This window comes from Microcoleus vaginatus PCC 9802, from assembly GCA_022701275.1.
GTDB classification, from domain to species: domain Bacteria; phylum Cyanobacteriota; class Cyanobacteriia; order Cyanobacteriales; family Microcoleaceae; genus Microcoleus; species Microcoleus vaginatus_A.
The window spans coordinates 1,896,483-1,913,242 of the sequence record CP031740.1 but is presented as its reverse complement, the minus strand read 5'-3'; the positions used below and the strand labels follow the sequence as shown (position 1 = coordinate 1,913,242).

Below are 16,760 nucleotides of genomic sequence, written 5' to 3'. Positions count from 1 at the left end.
CCTGAGTATGATTCTGTTTGAATCCGCAACCCAAATTCTACCCAAGGTTTCAGCTTATGCCGTTCATGCCCTTCAATTTCCTGTTCCTATGGCTGGTAGGACTGCTGTCCCTCGGGGTACTTGGCGGAGGTATATACATTATTTACGAATGGTACATCGGCGAACTTGAAGGGAATTCCTACTTAGTCAGCGGAGTCTTGATGGTTCTTTGGTCTGTTGGCGGCCGCTTTATCAGTTTGCCGCTGTTCCGCCGCCCCGGTGCTGACGAACCGAAGCCCACGCGGACGGGTACGGTGCAGCGGGTAGAGAGGCCTGATGGCACTATTTTACAAGTAGAATTTTACGGCCCAGAGGACGGACAGCCGATTATCCTCTCCCATGGTTGGGGGCCCAACAGTATGGTTTGGTATTACGCGAAACGGCAACTAACCGATCGCTTCCGAGTGATTGTTTGGGATCTTCCAGGTCTGGGAAAATCCACTCGACCAAAAAACAGCGACTACTCCCTAGAAAAATTTGCCCGCGATCTCGAAGCCGTCATTGCTATAGCAGGAAATAAACCTGTTATCTTACTCGGACACAGCATGGGCGGCATGATTTCTCTAACATTCAGTCGGCTTTTCCCAGAACTTCTGGGTAGTCGAGTAGCTGGTTTAATTCTGGTAGATACGACTTATACTAATCCCCTCAAAACCGCTATTTTTAGCGGTTTATGGCGCGCTTTGCAGAAGCCGCTGCTTCAACCTCTGCTCTACCTCACCATAGCTCTTGAACCGATTATGTGGGGAATGACTTGGCTGAGCTATCTCAATGGTTCACTGTACATCAGTGTAGAAGTATCGGGATTTAAAGGCACTGAAACGCGCGGTCAATTAGATTTCTCAGCTTTCTTATCAGCCTTGGGTTCTCCCGGCGTTCTCGCTCGCGGCACACTGGGAATGCTCAAATTTGAGGAAACAAAAACTTTGCCATCAATTGACATTCCAGTGTTGGTGATCTGCGGCGATTCAGATATCGCCACTACCCCCCCAGCTAGCGTGCGAATGAAAGCAGAATTACCTCAAGCAGAGCTAGTTACTATAAAGCGAGGAGGACACATGGCATTAATCGAGCACAACCAGCAGTTTGCAGAAGCTGTCAGGGCATTCTGCACTGAAATTTCGTGACTAAAAATGTGACTTAAAATCCTGTAGGTTCTGGCTGTGGCGGCCTTAAACCCACATTCCGCACCCCCAACTGGCACACACGCAGTTGGGGGTGCCGAAGCTGGGCTACAACACTCAGGGTGGCCCGCGAGGTGACAAAGAGGCGCGGGTTTTAGATCCAGATGGAAATCCAATACCCAGGCTTTTTGCTGCGGGTGAGTTCGGTTCTATTTGGGGGTTTCGATACCAAACATCAATGAACGTCTCCGAATGTCTCGTTTTCGGGCGGATTGCGGGTAGAAATGGCGCTATAAGTGCAGTCGCTTGAGTCAATGTTCAACAGATTTATCAAAGAGCAATACAGCTCTAAGCAATGGGAAATAAATCACATTCATTATCAGGAGGATTTTCCTCACATAGTTATAAATTTTCTCGCCGACTTACTTATATTTTAGTTAAAAGAGGAGATTTGCTGCCCCTTTAATTCGGTCTAGCGCTTCCACAGAACGGGGTAAAATCGGTAAGTGAATAATAGTTTGATCGGGAAATAAACCAGCATCAAGTGAGCTATCTTGACTGTAGCGGTTATGCACTATGTAACGCTGCGGAACTCCCATATTTTGCAAAGACTCATTTAACCGCACTTGTTCTGCAATAATTGCAGCTTGAGCTTGGATGACACCAATAAATTCGGTGTGGTTGGGGTCTTTCAATTTCTTCTGCGCTTGTACAACTTGTTGTCGCAATTTCCGCAGCCGCCCCATGAAATCTACCCTACCTAAAACATTTTGATACTTCATCCACAGCTTGAATATCCAGGCTAACCAATCTGCCAATGCAGATGGCATTTCTAGAAAGCGCAGAAGATGACCGGTTGGGGCAGTATCCAGGATAATTAAATCTTGCTGTTTGCGCTCTAATAAATCCATCACTGCGATCAGGGACAGCATTTCATCAATACCAGGTAAAGCTTGCGCTACAATTTGTCGCCAAGCTTCGGGAGTGTAAGCAATTTTCACTGCTTTGGCTTCAGTTCCTTCGCCGCTCATCATTTCGGCTAATTCCCAAAGATAATCATTTCGGAACTGTTCTAAAACTATATCAGCATTGATTTCTTGACCGCTTAAATTGGTAGTTATTTGAGTGGGTTTGTGTTCTAATTTTCCTCCAAAAGCATCTCCCAAAGAATGGGCGGGGTCGATGGAAATGAGGCGAATATTTTTATCAGGATAACGACTTGCTAACGCCCACCCTATAGCAGCTGCTACTGTAGTTTTCCCCACTCCTCCTTTGCCGCCAACAAGGATAAGTTGCCGTCCTTCTGCGATAAAATCGCAGAAACTGGGTAGCACTTTAGCGGGCCATTGTATGGGTGCTGGTGGAGCAATTGCAACTGTATCAATTTTTTGAATTTGGCTAATAATATTGTCTAACGCCGCACTGCCCAGTGGTTCTGATGCCTGTTGCGGTACAATAAAAACAGGCTGCTTTCCTGGTAGTTCTACGAATTTCTTTAGCAATTGTTGTTGTTCGCTATAGCGGTCTAAATCTGTATTAGCATCTGTTAAAATTCGGTTAATGAATAAGCCACCGCTCTGAATTTCTAATACTTGCAAGCTTTCTAGAAATCGTTCCGTTTCTAAGAGGCTCATAGGTTCGGCGATCGCCACCACTAAGCAAGCGCTTATATCTTTATTTTGCAGCAGGCGTCTGCCTTCTGCTAATTCATGTTTCATCTTGACCAAAAAGTCATCAACTTCATCAGCGGTATAACTTCGCTTAAAAGTTTGGGTAATGACCCGATGTTTTTCTTGAAATAATTCTAAAGAATTTAAAACTATATTTAAAAAATCTTTGATTCCCAATAAGTTTAAAGTGTGACCGGAAGGAGCCATATCTACTACTACGCGGTCTACCACTTTTTCTGTCAGCAGGCGTTGAATTTCCACCAGACCCATAACTTCATCTAAACCGGGCCAGTCTAAATCCCAAACAGGTGTTAAGTCTTCGCCCTCAACAAAACTTCCCCGCTCAACTAATACCTCTAAAAACCTACCGTTTTTTGCCTTAAATTCTAGGAGTAATTCTTTAGCATCTAACGCCCGAACGCTCAAGTTAGGTAAATCAGGTAAGGGGAAGGCGTTGTGTTGCACTTTTGTTTGTAGCACATCGCCTAAAGAATGGGCTGGATCTGTAGATATTAACAGTATTTGTTGGTTGGGAAATAATCTCGCCCAGCGCCGAGCAAAACCGCAGGCAATGGTAGTTTTTCCTACTCCACCTTTACCGCTAAACATTGCTAGGTGAAGCGAGTCGTACTTTACCAGATCATCCATCTCTACACCTCCTGATATTTTTTAGATTGAAAAATTCCAGATATAACTTTTAGATAAAATGGTAAGGAGGTAGGGCTTCTCCTAACTGTAATTCCCAACGAGAACACGCTTTTTGCCAAGCTAAAAATTGTTCTGCAAGTAAGGGTTCGTCTTGGCGACTGACTAAAAGATAAATCCGCGCTTCTTCACCCTGCGGTTGAACAACAATTGCCGACTTATATATCTGGGTAATCAGATGAACTGCCCGATCCCATTGGGCCGTTTGAGCTATTTGAAAGTCTTGCTGTGTTTGATAACGTTGTTTTTTGGCTAAGAAATACTGTCTTCCTCCTGCTTCAGGCGTTATAACGGGTTCATCTAGAGTTCGGGGAATAAACTTCAACATATATTCGGCTTTACCATTGAGTTGGCGTAGCTTTTCTAAATATTCCTCAGCGTGGAATTCTAGATGAGTCAATAAACTTTCTTTTGAGACAAAGGAAGTGCCGAACCGCAAGGGTAAAATTGTAGTCTGGCGAAATAGTTCGCAAATCACTCGATCGTGTGACAAAACTGCTTGGATTAATCGTTCGTCATCGTTCTGCAATGATTCTAAAGACACCTCTGGTTCCACCAAAGCTGAAACGCCAGCATGACTGATAAGAAGTACGCTGACGCCAATGCCGACAGGTAACTCCAAAACAGTGGCTGGTGTTTCTAGAAAAGCGTAAGTGTAAAAGTTAGATAGTTCCACTTTCAGATTCTTCTGCTGCGTCTTCCAAGGCTTGAATTTTCAGCAAAAGTTCTTCTTCTTGAATTTCAAATTCCTCTTCTGAAAGCTCACCTATATCAAACGCTAACTGCAAAGCTAATAACTGTTTTTGCAAATTTTGTGCATCATCTAATTCAGCATTAGCACGCTCTAGAAGTTGCTCTCCTAGCCAGATGATTCCACCAAGTGGTGCTGAAACGGGAAAAGTTAACAGTTCGAGAAGCATAATATTAGTTTTCCTTAATAAAGCTGGGCAAATGTATAAGGAGCCGTAAAATTATTATAGCGAATTCGTAGGCGATCGCCAAATTTCTGGTCGATTGCTTCTACTTTTTGGCTAAAGTTAGATTCACTGTCCCAGGGAATCAAATAAGCCGCATTGTAAATCATCTCTTCCGTCATTGTATCGCTTTCCACAAATTCTTCTACCAAAGCGTTTAATTCAGAGCGGAAAACATTAATGACTGCTTGCTTGCGAAGTTGCAAACCATTTTCAATCAACTTGCCAATTTCAATGATTTCCGACTGATTTAAAGCTTTACCCTCCAGCGCATCGCGCTTTTTTTTCAAGCTGACATTTGACTCTAGTAATCCCTGAATCTCCGACTGGCTATTCCAAAATACCTTAACGCTAACTTCTCTGCGTCCTTCTAATTGTTGAAATAACTCTTCCAGTTTTTCCTTATGGGGACGAGTCAATTGGTCAGTGACCGTTTCCCAGGTTTTCACTACCAATCCAAAGCGAAGAGGTAGTAGAGTGCGGAACCCCTCACTCATGGCGAGTTCCAAAACTTTTTCATGACACAATAAATTGCGTCGGGAAGTGAGATATTTTTTGTTTTTTGCTTCTGAGTATAAAAAGTTGAACCCGTCAACGCTGTAGCTGTGAACTGGTTGTCGATCTAATCCTTCGAGAACCACTTTTTCCGAAAAGGGCGCGGGTAAAATTCCGTAAAGATAAAAACCTAAACTCATAATTCTTTTTAAACGAAAGAACCTTTATATCGGTTTTGATGTCAGAATCAGCCGCAGTTTTGCGTGAATCAAATCCAGATTCCCCAAGCCCAAATCAACATCGCCATGCACCACAATTCCAATATTTAAAAGTCTGTCTAGCAGTTCCAAGATAGAAGGACTGTTGCTAGTTTCTCCTGGATAATAAGTTCCAGGTTGTGGTAAAAGGGTGCCGAATTCTCCCAGATTTACATTCAAATCTGCTGGCTCGATTTCAAAAATCTTGCATAACTGCAACACTTGTTCTTCCAGCTTTTGCAGACTTTCTGCTGCTTTATCTAACTCTGTTTCGCTGAGAACTTGTTGTTCCATGCGGCGAATGACTTGCGCTTCCATAAGCTGACGAAGCAATTCTATTACTGTTAACAGTAAAGAAGCCAACCCCGCTTTACTGTTCAATTGGTTAGGGGTACTTGCTATCTCAGAATTTTCAGAGGGTGTGCCAACTAATGTCATAATGCCACCTTTTTATATCTCATCTGGAGGGTTAGTGCCCTTTTCAGTAGACAGAGGCTTTGTTGGCATAGAATCAGGATTCGTTAGTTCACTGCTAGCTAGAGCTTTGAGCGATCGCATTTCTGCTTCTAAACTTTCTAACCGTTCCTGAAGTTGCCGATTTTCTTCAATTAAAGCCTGAGGCTTGCTGCTGAGATAGGGGTCATTTTCCCACCAATTTATTCCCATCTCCCGCGCTTTATCAACCGAGGAAATCAACAAACGAATTCTGATATGCAGGAGTTCGGTGGAGGCGACGGAAACAGAGATATCGCCTGCAATCACAATTCCCTTATCCAAAACTCGTTCGAGAACATCCGCTAAACTTGAGCCTTGGGCAGGTGTTGCAATCATTCCACTAGCGTTGGATTGAGAACTTTTCGGCAGGAGCGGCGTAGAAGTCATCATTGTTTCAACTCTTTAGTATTTGACACTTTCCCATCTTAGAGGAGAATGTAAAATTTTTCTTTTTTTGAATCCTCTAAATTTATCTGAATTTATTTCTAAAAATACCATCAATCGAATCTCGTATTTTCTGTGCTAATATATTTAAACATTACTTTACATATATTCATCAAAAGCAACAAATCTATGTAAAAATAAAAAGTATCCGATGTGGAATCAATGTCAGATAGACTCTAAAATGTGGGAGAAATTCTTATTAAATGGGGGTGAAAAATCAAAAACAAGGGTTACTCATAAAATCGTTCGTTAGTAATTTTTTGCAAAATTTCACATCTATCAAAAGAAGTAATCATGGCAGTTGAAACAGTAAACTCATCTTCTAGTCTGGCTGAAGTCATCGATCGCATCCTCGATAAGGGTGTCGTCATCGATGTGTGGGTACGGGTGTCCCTTGTGGGAATTGAACTGTTAGTAGTGGAAGCAAGGATTGTGCTGGCATCAGTAGACACTTATTTGAGGTATGCACAAGCTGTTGGCTTAACCGGTCAAGCGGCTGTACCTCGTGTACGTGGTTCTGTACCTGGTTTACCTAGTACATCTGGTTTATCGGGTCTACCTGGCGTAGGTGCTGTACCTGGCGTAGGTGCTGTACCTGGCGTAGGGGCTGTACCTGGCGCATCTGGTGTAGCTGGTGTAGCTGGTGTAGCTGGTGTACAAGATTATGTACCAAGGACGCCCATTTCTTCCACTGGCAGTTATGCAACAAGTGTTGCAACTGCGCCACCTTCCACTGCTAACCCAACAGATGTCGTGTGAGGGATTGAGTAGTGACTACAGTTGTGCAAGCCAACTCCTATAATTTTGTCAATACACCAGCAATCAATTGTCTGATTCAGCGTGCGCTGCGCTATCTTCACGCTGGCTTTTCTGTCCACCTGCGCGGTCCGGTTGGAACCGGCAAAACAACATTAGCAATACATTTGGCTAATCTTTTGCAGCGTCCGATTTTGCTGACGTTTGGAGATGATGAGTACAAGTCCTCCGATCTGATTGGTAACCAACAAGGCCATAACAGCAAGAAAGTTGTTGATAATTATATTCGCACTGTTGTCAAGCTGGAAGAAGAATTCCGCCCGATTTGGATCGATGGTCCCCTGACCACTGCCTGCCGTGAGGGCTTCACCCTGGTCTACGATGAGTTCAATCGTTCCCGTCCTGAAGTTAATAATGTGGTGCTCTCCGTATTGGAGGAAAAGCTACTGGTGCTACCAACTCCTGTTCAGCAACAGGAATATATTCGCGTCCATCCCCAGTTCCGAATCATCTTTACCTCGAATCCACAGGAGTACTGCGGAGTTCATGCAACTCAGGAGGCACTGATGGATCGCTTGATAACGATCGATATTCCTGAGCCAGACGAACTGACTCAGGAAGAGATTGTTGTCCAAAAATCAGGATTGATACGAGCAGATGCCTCAGTGATTGTGTCTCTTGTTAAGAAGTTTCGGGAGCGCACACAGCAAAATGGAAACTTCTCCGGTTTGCGGGCGTGCCTGATCGTTGCTCAAGTCTGTCACAGCAATAATGTTCCTGTTGTACCCACCAGCACTGACTTTCAAGATATCTGTGCAGATGTCCTGCTGTCACGTTCCAAACTGTCCCAGAGTGAAACAAGCTCGATTTTTGGGGAACTGTTTCAGGAAGTTGGTTCAGCAAAAAAACGTTCTGCTAGACGGAAGGTAAACCAATGATCCTTAGCCGCCTTGACCGCATCCTGTAGGTCTTATTATTTATTACTGTGAATCAAATCACTTATTTAATGAGTAAAGCCAACTCTAACTCAATCACTATTTGATTCAGCAATGATGTATAACGATCGCGTTGCTGATGATAGATGCTGGAAATTAATAGTTAGTTATGACGGTAGTTTTGAATTGTTATAGATTAAGAATATATGACTCATGCCCGTGAGGTAAATTTTGAGAGTTCTCCAACTGCTTGATGTGCTCCTGACACAGCATTCAGGGTATTTTTACTGACTCTTATCTTAGGCTGGAGACTCTCAAAAGGCACCCCAACTGCGTGTGTGCCAGTTGGGGGTGCGGAATGTGGGCTTAAAATTCCACATCTTCTCGCTCATTTTCGTGTGTTCTGGCAGTATCCAAACCTTTCGCCGCCCAGCGCATTGTTTCAATGTATTTTGCCAGACTCGCCACAGTCGGAGCCTCAAACAAATTGCTGACCGATAACTCGACTTGCAAAGCGTCTCGGATGCGAGAAATCAACTGAGTTGCTAGCAGGGAATGCCCACCTAGCTCAAAGAAATTATCGTAGATACTAACCTGCTGTTTTCCCAAAACTTTAGCCCAAATTTTCCCGATCGCATTTTCGAGATCAGTCCGAGGCGCTACATAATTTTCTGTTAGATCCTCGCTGTCTGTATCTATATCAGGCAAGGCGCGGCGGTCTACTTTGCCATTAGGCGTCAGTGGCATATTCTCCAACACTGCATAAGTTGCAGGAACCATATATCCTGGTAACTTTTCTTTCAAAAATTGGCGCAAGTCACTTGACTTGAGATTTTGAGTTTCCGATTTTTCCTTAATGCCGTCAGGAATAACATAAGCTACCAAATGTTTATCGTCTGGGATGTCTTCCCTCACAATTACTACTGCTTCGCGCACTTGTGGATGCTGGCACAAAGCGGCTTCAATTTCTCCCAATTCGATGCGGTAGCCGCGAATTTTTACTTGGTCGTCAATGCGACCTAAAAACTCGATGTTGCCGTCAACCCAATAGCGACCTAAATCACCTGTTTTATAAAGGGTAGAACCAGATTTATTGCTAAAAGGATTGGGAATGAATGCTGCTGCAGTTAAATCTGGTTGGTTGAGGTAGCCTTTCGCCAGTCCGTCACCGCCGAGGTACAATTGACCTATAACACCGATCGCCACCGGCTGCAAATCCGCATCGAGGAGATAAATTTGCGTGTTGGCGATCGGGCGGCCGATGGGGATAGATGTTGCGGTTTCTGGTACGTCTTGCACGCAATAATAAGCCGAAAATGTGGTATTTTCTGTAGGCCCGTAAACGTGAATTAATTTAGTGGTTTGATTTTGTTGGATAAGTTTTTTTACCCATCTCATATCGACCGCTTCTCCGCCAAACAGCAAGCAGCGCAGCGAATCAAAAGCTTGCGGTAAAACTCTAGCAATTTGTTGAAATAAGGCAGTTGTTAAAAACAAAACTGTGATGCCTTCTTGGCGCAGTTCTAAGGCTAAATCGTGAGGCGAAAGAGTAATATTGGTGCTAATTCCCACGAGTTGAGCGCCGTTAAGCAAGGCTCCCCAAATCTCGAATGTGGCTGCATCGAATGAAGCGTTGGATGCTTGGGCAATTTTATCGGTAGGTTCTATTTTTATATAGTTGGTGTTGAGTACCAGCCGATTTACTGCTTTGTGGGTGACAGCAACTCCCTTGGGTTTTCCTGTTGAGCCAGATGTGTAAATAACGTAAGCTAGGTTGTCTGCTGTTGCGGTGTTAGCGGGATTTTCGGCGCTTTCTTCGGCTATGTGTTCCCAGTCGCGATCGAAGTAAATCACCGAGTTTGAGAAGTCTCGAAAATTCTCAATCAATTTATCTTGAATTAGCAAGACTTTAACTTGAGCATCTTCCAGCATCAAGTTTAGCCGATCGCGCGGATAGCTCGGATCTAACGGTAGGTAAGCTCCTCCCGCTTTCAGTATAGCCAACATTCCGACAATTAGGTTGATCGATCGCTCTGCACAAAGCCCCACTAAAACCTCGGTCCCCACGCCCAGTTTTTGTAGGTAGCGCGCCAGTTGGTTGCTGCGACTGTTGAGTTCTCTGTAAGTCAGGTGCTGGCTGTCGAAAGTTAGGGCGACATCCTCCAGATGCTGCAGGGCTCGCTCCTCAAATAACTGATGAATGCACTTATTTTGAGGATAATCTGTCCGAGTATCGTTCCATTCTCTGAATAATTGATTCACTTCATCCTCGCTCAATAAAGGTAAGTTAGCAATTCCTTGTTCTGGATTAGCCACAATGCTTTCCAGCAGCGTTTTAAAATGCCTCAGCATTCGGGCGATCGTAACTTCATCAAATAAATCCGTATTGTACACAGCTAAGCCTCTGAGCCCTTCCGAATCTTCCCACTGTTCGCCGTATCTGCTCCTAAAATTATCGGAAGCTTCCCACAAATACAGCTCAAAATCAAAGCGCGTTGTTTGAGTCTCCAAAGGAAAAGAGCTCAACTTTAATCCTGGCAATTCTAGCTCGTCCAGCGGCACATTTTGCAGCCCGAATACCACCTGAAACAGCGGGTGGCGATTCAACGATCGCTCTGGGTGCAATTCCTCGACGAGCTTCTCAAAAGGCAAATCTTGGTGAGCATAAGCTCCCAGGGTTACTTCCCGCACCCGGCCCAAAAAATCTCGAAATGTGGGGTTTCCCGAGCAGTCTGTTCGCAGCACTAAAGTATTGACAAAAAAACCGATTAATGCTTCTATTTCGCTCTGGTTGCGATTGGCGATCGGCGAACCTACCACAATATCTTCTTGTTGCGAGTAACGGTAAAGCAAAGTTTGAAATGCTGCGAGGACTGTCATAAATAAAGTCGCTCCTTCTCGCTGCGAGAGCGCTAAAAGTGCGTCTTTCAGCTTTTTGGGCAGTTCTAAATATTGAGTTTTTCCGCGATAATTTTGCCTAGGTGGTGCAGGGCGATCTGTCGGCAAATTTAACACAGAAATCCCGTGCAATTGCTGCCGCCAATAAGCTAGCTGATTTTCTAATACTTCACCTTGCAACCATTCGCGCTGCCACTCTGAAAAATCGGCATATTGAAGTGATAATTCTGGTAGGGGAGATGGCTGTTGATTTATCAAAGCTGTATAGATAGCCTCCAGTTCTCGAATTAGTACCCCGATCGACCAATCATCGGAGGCGATGTGGTGCATATTTAGTAAGAGAATATGCTCGGTTTCTGTCAGCCGCAGGAGGGTGACTCGCATCAGCGGTCCGGTGGATAAATTGAAAGGGCGAAGAGATTCTGCTGCGGAGAGTTTCTTTGCTTCTGTGTGGCGTTGTTCTGGCGGCAAATCTTGCAAGTCTAATAGTTTTAAATTAGTCTTGAAAGCGGAAGAGATTATCTGCACTGGTTGGCCTGATACCGCTGCAAAAGTGGTTCGCAAAGTTTCGTGCCGCTGCACTATTTCGTTGAAGCTTTGCTCTAAGGCTGTTAAGTTGAGGGAACCAGTTAAGCGCAGTGCGGTTACTACATTATAGAAAGGGTTTTCTGGTGCGAATTGGTCGAGAAACCACAAGCGCTGCTGGGCAAATGATGCCGGAAAGACACACACTTCCGCATCCTCAGAAATATTCAGGCTTTGTCGATCGCTTGTAAAGGAATTGTCATAAATTTCGGATGCCATATCTGTTGCTCTTCGGGGATGGGATGTGTTAATTTTTTGATGGCGCGGGGTGGCTTTTTCAGGGTGCGATCGCCTCTTAAAACTTTCGCGAGCAAAAGATCGGAACTGTTAAAATCATAAACCTGGGTGCGGGAGTGCGGGAGAAAGGCGGACAAAAGAAACCGGATTTCTGGCTGCAGGATCAAGTTATCCGTTGAGGGGCTAGGACTGCGACCCCCCAATCAAATTTAGTCGCGGAACGGGTTCTTAGGCTTGTGATTCGGGTGCCATCGGGTGAGTTAGATGCGAGAATTACCGGGAGCAATCCGTGGAGAGGTCAAGCTGTAGTATGATTTCTAATTGCACAAAGTGTTCTTGGGGGGATTCCCTGCGGGATAGCTTTGCTTCACGCAATTTTCTCACATTTCTAGCTTAGCGACTACTATTGATTGAACAGTGTCCGCAATCTTTTAGATCAACTCACTAAAAGTTGGGAGCTGATTTGTCAAAATACTTAAGAACACTGAACGTGCAGTTTAAATTAGAGGTTATAGGCTAATGGCGCAGCGGAACGTATACTCGTCAAAGGACGAGCCAGAGGATGCACAATCAGCAGAAGAAGTCCTCCACTCAGTAATGCAAGAACTGGACGCTTTGCATCAAAATGTCAAAGGCCAGTTAAATCAAGACATTACTCGGCTGCAAACTGAAAAAAATCACCTGATTGAAGATATTGAAGGCCTCCGGGAGCAATATCGCAAATTGCAGTCTCAGCAAATGGAATCTCTGTCTGGGCGATATATTCAGCAGCAGCAATTGTGGCTGAAGCAGTTGGCTCAAGTTTTGGCTCACAATTTGCAGGATTTGTTGGTGCAGCGGTTCAACGAACTCAGCGCTAACTCGGGCAATTCTCTCAGCAGCCCTATTCCCAGTGGCGAGTTCCCGATACCCCTGCCGCCGAGCAACTACGACGAACGAGCCTCGGAGTTGTTGGCGGCGCTGGATCAAAGGATCGATCGCAGTTTTCAGATGCTGGAACAAGATTTAACCAGTTATGAAAGCGAGCTGTCGGTGCGGCTCAACAACATGAAAACCCTGGAACTGCAAGGGGAAGAGCTGTTACAAAATCTCGTCAACCGCATCAGGGAAGAACTCGAAGAAGAAGAAGCATATCTTGACAATCCTTTCGATGCTCAAGATTCCTATTCGGAGGAATCAACTAATTCTGTTAATTCTGTCCGCCCGCAAGTTCTGCAGCCAACACCTGCGGATGCGCCGCGGGAACCCCTACCACAGCCTTCTTCAGTGCCGCCGACCGCAACCGCTAAAGCACCTTCTCAAGTACAGACAGGTTTGGTACTGGCTTTATCTTCGGCGGTGGTATTGTCGCTGTTTAATGTTTGTTTAAGAATTCTGATTAAAGGCAAAAACCCTCGCATGGTTTTTGGGTTGTTTGAATTTCCGGGGGTGGTGACTCCGGGTTTTGGAAATTCTTTGTTGATTTTGTTGATGCGGCTGATCGTGGTGATGGCTTTGATGCCGATATTGGCGACATTTCTGTATCCTTCTGTGTGGAAAGATATTAGACGGTTGTTCGAGTCGGGCGATCGAGCTTTGTGGAGTAAAGTTTTAGGAAGCGCATTTTTTCTGTTTTTGTCTCAGGTTTTGATTTATTTGGCGATCGGAAATATTCCCGCGGGGATTGCGATTACGATTTTCTTTATTTATCCGATCGTCACCGTACTAGGTTCTTGGATCTTGTTTGGTTCTCGCCCCAGCACAGTCGGTTTTTTGGCAATATTCGGGATTACCGCAGGCCTAATTTTAGCTGGGTGGCCGAGTTTTGCGGCCCAAGCTCCAGGCGGTGGCAATGTCGGGGTGGGAGTCACGGCGGCACTGGCTTCTGGGATTACCTTTGCAGGTTACGTATTGCTGACGCAAATGGCCGCGGGCAAGCTGCACCCAATTCCTTTTAGTTTAGTTAATTTCGCCGCGATTTTTGTATTTTCTGCCCTGAGTTTGTGGGTGCCGCTGTCGGACAATTTTGCTCCTAACATCGACCAAAATGTTTGGCCTGGTTTGATTATGGGAGGCGTTGTTTTAGGGGTGCTGACGCTGTTTAGCTATCTTTTGAATAATTTTGCCATCCGGTTCGCGGGGGCAGCCTTAGCGTCAGTAATTGGCACTTTGGGACCGGCGATGACCGCACTCTTCGGGTTTCTAATTATCAATGAGAAGTTGAAGCCTGTGGCAATTCTCGGCATGGCTGTGGTGACAGTGAGCGTGGCTGCTATGAGCGTGGAACGCATACTGGCTCCTCAAAAGAAGGCTAGTTAAGGCAAGAATTTGTCCTTCATACAGCAGATTCCACGTTGATGAATGACACCCGCCGAGCGCTCAATTTTCGTAGGGACAAGGCACTGCCGTGTCCCTACTGCTGTTAATAAACCTGGGATACGCTGTATCTATCCAATTTAAAATCTAAAATCTAAAATCTAAAATCTAAAATCTAAAATCGACTTTACCTATGACAACAGTCATTAAAATCTCGCCCAACTTAGAGGAGTTCCTAAAACTTCCAGAAACTGGCCCAGCTTCAGAATATATCAACAAAGAAATCCTTCAAAAACCCAGACCTCAAGGTGAACATAGCAGATTGCAAGGTAAGCTTTGCAATGTCATCAACCACATAGTCGAAACACCAAAGATTGCTTATACTTTTCCAGAGTTGCGTTGCACTTTCGGCGGTGCATCACTCGTCCCAGATGTAGCAGTATTCCGGTGGGAAAGAATTCCCTTTCTACCATCTGGTAGAATTGCTAACCGCTTTGAAATTTATCCAGACTGGGCGATTGAAATTCTTTCTCCCGAACAAAGCCCAACAAAAGTGCTTGCTAAATTACTTGCTTGTTCGCAACAAGGCACTGAATTGGGGTGGTTAATGATTCCAGAAGAAGAAAGTATTTTAGCGGTATTTCCCGGGCAAAGAGTGGAGTTGTACAAAGGTTCAACTGATTTGCCAATACTTAAGGGGATTGAGTTAGAATTAACTATTGAAACAGTTTTTAGCTGGTTGAGTTTTAGCTAAGTTAAAAAAAGCGGGAAGCGCAGCTATCCCGTAGGGAATCGCCATTCTTAAACAACAGAAAGAACCACTCGAAAACCCACAATACTAGCCTTACAATCCGGCTGATATCTGAGGCGGCACGCGCTGCGACAATTCGGAGGATGATCGTTCCAAGAACCCCCCCGCAACAACCTCAGCGAAGAGTCCCCGTCAGACTCCCAAACGCTACCATCAGCAGGCGCACCGTTATAATTATTGTGCCAAGAATCCGCGCACCATTCCCAAACATTTCCGTGGAAATCGTACAATCCAAAAGCATTAGGTTTAAAACTGCCAACATCTGTCGTTTGAAAGCGATAAACTCCCTTCGGCGCGTCAGCGTAATTAGAATTTCCGTTGTAATTGGCTAACTCGCTGGTAATCGTTTCCCCAAAGTGAAACGGCCCCGTAGTTTGCCCCCGGCAAGCATATTCCCATTGGGCTTCGCTAGGCAAGCGATAATTCTTACCCGTTTTGCGAGAAAGTCGATCGCAAAACTCCACAGCCTCGTACCAAGATACATTTTCTACAGGTCGATTTGCACCTTTAAAACGAGCTGCATCGGGATTGAGAAATATTTTAATTTCCGGCAGCGCCGCAACTGCTGTCCACTGAGCCTGAGTGACTGGAAATTTGCTAATATAGAAAGATCCTAAAGTTACTGGGTGCTGCGGTTTTTCGTCGCTATCACCCCGCTCTTTTGGAGAACCCATGAAAAAAGTACCGCCAGGAACCGATACCATTTCCAGCCCTGTACTGCTACCAAGATTTTCTTCAAAAAAACGCGCTTGGCCGCTGTTAACATTAGTTTGCTTCCCGCGCTTGTCTACTGTCACCACCTGAAATTCAAAAGTGCTTTTGACAGCGGCAATTTTTTGCGATGCCTGGTTCGGAGGCGGATTGGTGTTGGATTTTCCCCTGGGATTGACAGAGATATTGCTATTGATTTTCCCGCTTTGATTGAGCGGACTATTAATAGCAAGTGGCCCTCCCTTTGTCACAGAAGAATTTAAAGCAAGTGGCCCTCCCTTTGTCACAGAAGAATTTAAAGCAAGTTGTCCTCCCTTGACAAAAGGGGGTTGGGGGGGTAAAGAATAGAGATTTAAAGCTTTGATTACTTCATCAGCCGATTGATATCTATTTTTGAGATAATCTTCAATTAACTTATCTAAAATTTTTGTCAACTCGCTGCTGACTTTTGTGCTGGCGGGCAACCGTTCTCTCCAAATCCAGCCGCCGTTTATCGGGTCATAAAGGTCATCGGAACCGTCAATTTTTGGCAAACATTGAGTTAGCAGTCTCAGGCAAGTTATTCCCAAACTGTACAAATCGCTTCCGGGGAAAACTTGACCGCGCATTTGTTCGATCGGCGAATATCCGGGCGTTCCTACCGTCGTGCCTACTTTGCTCATCAGCGAGCCCGTCACTTGTTTGGAAATGCCAAAATCTATCAGAACTAACTCTCCCCGCCCTCCTCTTCGGAAAGCTGAATTGCGAAAATTTCCCGCCTTTGGCAGGGAGGAGCTAACAGAGGTGCGGCGGCGCATGATATTCTCAAGTTTGATGTCTCGGTGAATGACATTGCGATCGTGCACAAATTTCAAAATCGGCAGTACATCTGCGAGTAACTGCCAAATTTTTTCTTCGCTAAAAACACCCTGCTGAGTTAATTCTGCTAGTAAAGTTTGCCCCTCAATCAACTCTTGTACTAAATAAAGTCGCTTGTCTTGCTCAAAATAAGCAATTAATCGAGGAATTTGGGGATGTTCGCCGAGTTCGTAAAGTCGTTTTGCTTCTGCTTTAAACAATTCTGTGGCTTTTTCAAGTGCGGAGGTTCCTTGAAATTGGGGTACAAACTGCTTGATTACGCAGGGATCGTCCATGCGATCCGTATCTACCGCTTCATAAGTTCTGCCAAATCCCCCTTCGCCCAACAGTCGAATCACGCGGTAGCGGTTTCTGAAGAGAGGCGTGAGGTCGGACTGGCCGCAACTTTGACAAAATTTAGAGTTGTCGGGATTGAAAGGATGAGGACACCTGGGATTAGAACAGTAGAACATATCTGGGAAGAAATGATCC

13 protein-coding genes and 1 pseudogene are annotated in these 16,760 nt (G+C 44.9%); 5 read left to right on the top strand and 9 right to left on the bottom strand.

What is annotated here, in order from left to right:
- Positions 1-56 precede the first annotated feature (56 nt).
- The gene (locus tag D0A34_07905) at positions 57-1,166 is read left to right on the top strand and encodes an alpha/beta hydrolase (protein UNU18810.1); all 1,110 of its coding nucleotides are present in this window, start codon (positions 57-59) and stop codon (positions 1,164-1,166) included.
- A 434-nt stretch (positions 1,167-1,600) separates the two neighbouring features.
- Here the strand turns inward: D0A34_07905 and D0A34_07900 are convergent, their stop codons facing one another.
- The 6 genes from D0A34_07900 to D0A34_07875 form a co-directional block, all read right to left on the bottom strand.
- Positions 1,601-3,442, bottom strand: coding sequence for an arsenic transporter (locus D0A34_07900; protein UNU22216.1), 1,842 nt, complete (start codon positions 3,440-3,442; stop codon positions 1,601-1,603).
- Positions 3,443-3,530: 88 nt separating this feature from the next.
- Positions 3,531-4,214, bottom strand: a complete 684-nt coding sequence (locus D0A34_07895; GenBank protein ID UNU18809.1) for a gas vesicle protein — start codon at positions 4,212-4,214, stop codon at positions 3,531-3,533.
- Positions 4,201-4,458 (bottom strand): gas vesicle protein GvpG, encoded by a 258-nt coding sequence (locus D0A34_07890; protein UNU18808.1) that lies wholly within the window; start codon positions 4,456-4,458, stop codon positions 4,201-4,203. The genes D0A34_07895 and D0A34_07890 overlap by 14 nt, the downstream gene beginning before the upstream one ends.
- A 14-nt stretch (positions 4,459-4,472) precedes the next feature.
- Positions 4,473-5,207 (bottom strand): protein gvpF/L, encoded by a 735-nt coding sequence (locus D0A34_07885; GenBank protein ID UNU18807.1) that lies wholly within the window; start codon positions 5,205-5,207, stop codon positions 4,473-4,475.
- 24 nt (positions 5,208-5,231) lie between these two features.
- Positions 5,232-5,702 carry a gas vesicle protein K gene (locus D0A34_07880; GenBank protein ID UNU18806.1) on the bottom strand — a complete coding sequence of 157 codons (471 nt, stop codon included), beginning with the start codon at positions 5,700-5,702 and terminating at the stop codon, positions 5,232-5,234.
- 12 nt (positions 5,703-5,714) lie between these two features.
- Complete coding sequence (locus D0A34_07875; GenBank protein ID UNU18805.1) at positions 5,715-6,146, bottom strand: gas vesicle protein; 432 nt, start codon at positions 6,144-6,146, stop codon at positions 5,715-5,717.
- A gap of 351 nt (positions 6,147-6,497) precedes the next feature.
- Between D0A34_07875 and gvpA the strand changes: the two are divergent.
- Positions 6,498-6,707 (top strand): annotated as a pseudogene (gene gvpA / locus D0A34_07870) (gas vesicle structural protein GvpA).
- A gap of 266 nt (positions 6,708-6,973) precedes the next feature.
- Positions 6,974-7,897 carry a gas vesicle protein GvpN gene (gene gvpN, locus D0A34_07865; GenBank protein UNU18804.1) on the top strand — a complete coding sequence of 308 codons (924 nt, stop codon included), beginning with the start codon at positions 6,974-6,976 and terminating at the stop codon, positions 7,895-7,897.
- A gap of 363 nt (positions 7,898-8,260) precedes the next feature.
- On the opposite strand, the gene D0A34_07860 is transcribed toward gvpN, so the two are convergent.
- Complete coding sequence (locus tag D0A34_07860) at positions 8,261-11,596, bottom strand: non-ribosomal peptide synthetase (protein ID UNU18803.1); 3,336 nt, start codon at positions 11,594-11,596, stop codon at positions 8,261-8,263.
- Positions 11,545-11,817, bottom strand: coding sequence for a hypothetical protein (locus tag D0A34_07855; protein ID UNU18802.1), 273 nt, complete (start codon positions 11,815-11,817; stop codon positions 11,545-11,547). The genes D0A34_07860 and D0A34_07855 overlap by 52 nt, the downstream gene beginning before the upstream one ends.
- A 316-nt stretch (positions 11,818-12,133) precedes the next feature.
- On the opposite strand from D0A34_07855, the gene D0A34_07850 reads away from it, so the two are divergent.
- Both D0A34_07850 and D0A34_07845 read left to right on the top strand, forming a co-directional pair.
- Positions 12,134-13,912, top strand: a complete 1,779-nt coding sequence (locus D0A34_07850) for a hypothetical protein (GenBank protein UNU18801.1) — start codon at positions 12,134-12,136, stop codon at positions 13,910-13,912.
- 190 nt (positions 13,913-14,102) lie between these two features.
- Positions 14,103-14,663 carry a Uma2 family endonuclease gene (locus D0A34_07845; GenBank protein ID UNU18800.1) on the top strand — a complete coding sequence of 187 codons (561 nt, stop codon included), beginning with the start codon at positions 14,103-14,105 and terminating at the stop codon, positions 14,661-14,663.
- Positions 14,664-14,710: 47 nt separating this feature from the next.
- Here D0A34_07845 and D0A34_07840 read toward each other — a convergent pair whose 3' ends face one another.
- Positions 14,711-16,741 carry a serine/threonine protein kinase gene (locus D0A34_07840; GenBank protein UNU18799.1) on the bottom strand — a complete coding sequence of 677 codons (2,031 nt, stop codon included), beginning with the start codon at positions 16,739-16,741 and terminating at the stop codon, positions 14,711-14,713.
- Positions 16,742-16,760 lie beyond the last annotated feature (19 nt).